Source organism: Vibrio jasicida CAIM 1864 = LMG 25398 (assembly GCF_000400365.1).
Classification (GTDB): Bacteria; Pseudomonadota; Gammaproteobacteria; order Enterobacterales; family Vibrionaceae; genus Vibrio; species Vibrio jasicida.
Genome location: NZ_BAOG01000240.1, coordinates 1 through 3,480 on the forward strand (window position 1 = coordinate 1; position 3,480 = coordinate 3,480).

Sequence of the window (3,480 nt, forward strand, 5' to 3'; positions counted from 1 at the left end):
CAGCGACTTGATCCAAGCTCACAGTAAAGCCTGCGGTTTGACCTTCGTTGACGCTATCTTGGTCGGCGACAATGCTGACTTTCGGTGCACTTTCTGCGTCTAAAATTGTCGCCTGGCCAGTCGCTTGACCATTAGTCGTCACCCCATTACTTTCTGTCACAGTGAGGCCAAACGTTTCATTTCCCTCGTAGATATGATCTTCGTTAGTCGGCACAGTAACCGTGATATCCTGGATTCCCGCAGGTATTGTTACATTCCCATTTCCATCAACATTCAATGATTGTGTTTGGCCATTAGTGTCTACATAAGTCACAACTAAATCGCCAAGGTCATTATCCTCTGCTGAAAAGTTTCCGTCCGTCTCTACCGATAGGTTAACAACAACAGCACTTTCAGTTTGATTTGATAACGAAACCGTAAAGACTGCATTTTCACCTTCATCGACATTCCCGCCACCATCTACGGTTAGCGCAGGCTTGTCGTTGTCTGGTGTTGTCGGCACCACAATAGAGCCGTCATCTTTTATGTTCGCTTGACCAACGACAGAACCATTTGAAGTGATGCCAGCAGACTCCGTCGCAACTAGACCAAAGCTCTCAGAGCCTTCGTAAACATCATCCTGAGTCGTAGGAACAGATACTTCGATTGCAGTAATACCAGCAGGAATAGTGACATCACCATTGTCTGAAACGGTTAGTGATTTCGTTTCGCCTTCACTGTCTTTGTAGGTTACGACAAAATCTTTAATGTCAGAGTTTTCTGCTGTATATGCGCCACTCGTGCTCGTGGCTAAATTGATAGCGACCGGTGACTCTGTTTGATTAGACAAAGAAACAACAAATATTGCTTCTTCCCCTTCATTAATATCACCACCACCGCTGATAGATAGCAGCGGCTTATCGTTATCTGGCGTTGTTGGGCCTACAGCTGAGCCATCATCCTTTATCACCGCCTCACCACTCGCCACGCCATTTGATGTAATACCGCCGGATTCGGTCACCACCAAGCCAAAAGACTCTGCGCCTTCGTAAACATCGTCTTGTGTCGTTGTTATTGTTACCGTGATATCAGTAACTCCGGCAGGAATAGTAACGTCTCCACTTGGACTAACATCCAGAGTCTGCTCTTGGCCTTTTCCGTCAATATAAGTCACAGTCATGTTACCAAGATCTTCATCTTCAGCGGTGTAGTTGCCATCTGTCTTTGGACTTAGATTGACGACAACAGGACTTTGAACTTCGTTAGACAGCGACACTGTGAATACTGCGTCAGAACCTTCACTCACGTCGCCAGCATTACTCACTGAAAGTGATGTACTATCATTGTCTAAGATTGTTGATGAGCCCGACTCGCTACCGATTTCAACTTCCATCGTCTCGTCATTTTCAACAACAAGATCATCAATCGTTGGCACAATGATTTCGAAGCTACTAACACCGGCAGGAACAATCAGGTAGCCCCCGGCAAAAACAACACCATTCGTGTACGTTGCATTAGATAGGTTGACGTCTGAATCATTTGCCGATGAGCCTGGAGCCAATGTAGTTATTGGATACTTAACCGCCGTTTCTGTCGCCTCATCCAGTACCACAGAAAACGTAACGTCTTCTCCTTCTGTAACAGTGTTCCCTGTTAAAGATAGATCCGGACCGTTCTCCGACACGTTGCCGTCTAGAACCTGATTAGCAATAGTAACCGTTGCAGGGTCACTTTCAGCGTTACCAGAATCAACTACAACGTAGACAAAACTATCTTCAGGTGGGAAGCCCTCTACATAACGCAACTCCCAATTCCCAGATGTTTTGGTCGAGAGGTCTAATTGAGTAATTACCGCCCCTTCAGGTAGAGGGTAATCCTTACCGAAGCCAATACTAGTCTCCTGGAATAGCATGTTGTTGCCTTCTGGCTTCAAGAACTCAATAACTTGAGTTTGCTCTGTGCCGTTAGCATCAAGGTATGTCACCGTGATAAGAGCAGCATTGTTGTCGCCGTGCTCAAACAAGCCTCCTAGGCCATCCAGACCAAGATTCACGCTGCCAACAGGGTTCTCAGACAAATCAATGCTGATGGTTTCGCCGCGCTGAATGCCTTGGCCATCGTTATCAGCAATACCATGACCAATATGTGAGACTTCTCGGTTGTATTGAGCTAGCACACCACTATCGGAGGAGATATCAATAGACGCTCCATTTACTAGATATTCGGTTCGACTGTGTGACTCACCACCGTCTGCACTTAAACCCCAGTTGTAGAAATCCGTCGTTGACTCTTCTCCATTTGGAGAATTAGGTCTGTCTTTGATACCAAGCAAGAACCCAACATTATCCGCTTCGTAGTAGATGCTGTCTTTGTTGTACAACGAGCCATCGGCCGATGTAATTTCTTGAAGATCGCCATTTTCATCTTTGAAATACAAGGTGCCAGATGTAGGTAGCTCTGTTATTCGGATCTGAAGATCATCACCATTTAAGTCATCCTCAACGTCAGAAATATGATCGCTTTCTGAACCTTGGTCCAAAGGCTTATCATCAGTATCAAAAATTACGTTAGTAATAAGTTCGTCAGCGCTATGGTCAAAGTCTTCGTTAAGTGGCTTGTCGTTAACTGGTGTGACGTTCAGCGTAACTGTTGTGGTTTCGGTTACACCGCCGGAGGTGACTGTATAAGTGAATTCATCTGCGCCGTTGTAATCTTGATTAGGCGTGTAAGTAATGGTGCCGTCGTTGTTCACAACCGCACTGCCATTTGCTGGGCCATTGCCCGCTTCTACGGATACAACTGGTGATTGCCCTTCGAAACTATCATTGTCTAACACATCCAAAATTGTTGGTGTGTCTTCAACGATATCTGCACTATCAGCGACAATATCGGCGACGGCATTAACCGTGAAATCAACTGTCTGGCTCACTTCCAAACCACTTGGGTCTGTCGCGGTAAACGTCAGCTCTTCAGAACCATTCCAGTCTGCAGTTGGTGTAATCGTCGCAATACCATTAACAATCGAAACTTGGATATTGCTGTTACCAGAAACACTAAACGTCAATTCGCTGTCTGCGTCGTCAACATCACTAAACGCGTCATTTAAATCGATGGTATAAGGCGTAAAGTCCTCTGGTAGAACTTGGTCTGCAATGGTGTTTTCCACTACTGGCTTGTCATTGACAGGAGTAACGTTTAGAGAGACCGTCGTAGTCTCAGTTACACCACCAGACGTGACTGTGTAAGTGAACTCGTCAGCACCGTTGTAATCTTGGTTCGGTGTGTAAGTGATTGTTCCGTCGTCGTTCACAACCACACTGCCGTTAGTTGGACCATCTCCAGATTCCACTGTAACAACTGGTGATTGGCCTTCGAAAGTATCGTTACCCAACACGTTCAAAACGGTTGGCGTATCTTCAACGATATCTGCACTATCTGAGACGATATCGGCAACGGCATTAACCGCAAAATCAACCGTCTGACTCACTTCCAAACCGCTTG

1 protein-coding gene is annotated in these 3,480 nt (G+C 45.8%); it reads right to left on the bottom strand.

Annotated elements, in window-relative coordinates; genetic code table 11:
* Positions 1-3,466 (bottom strand): tandem-95 repeat protein (locus tag VJL_RS27205; RefSeq protein ID WP_227741182.1); only part of this gene is annotated, 3,466 nt, incomplete at its 3' end.
* Positions 3,467-3,480: the final 14 nt, after the last annotated feature.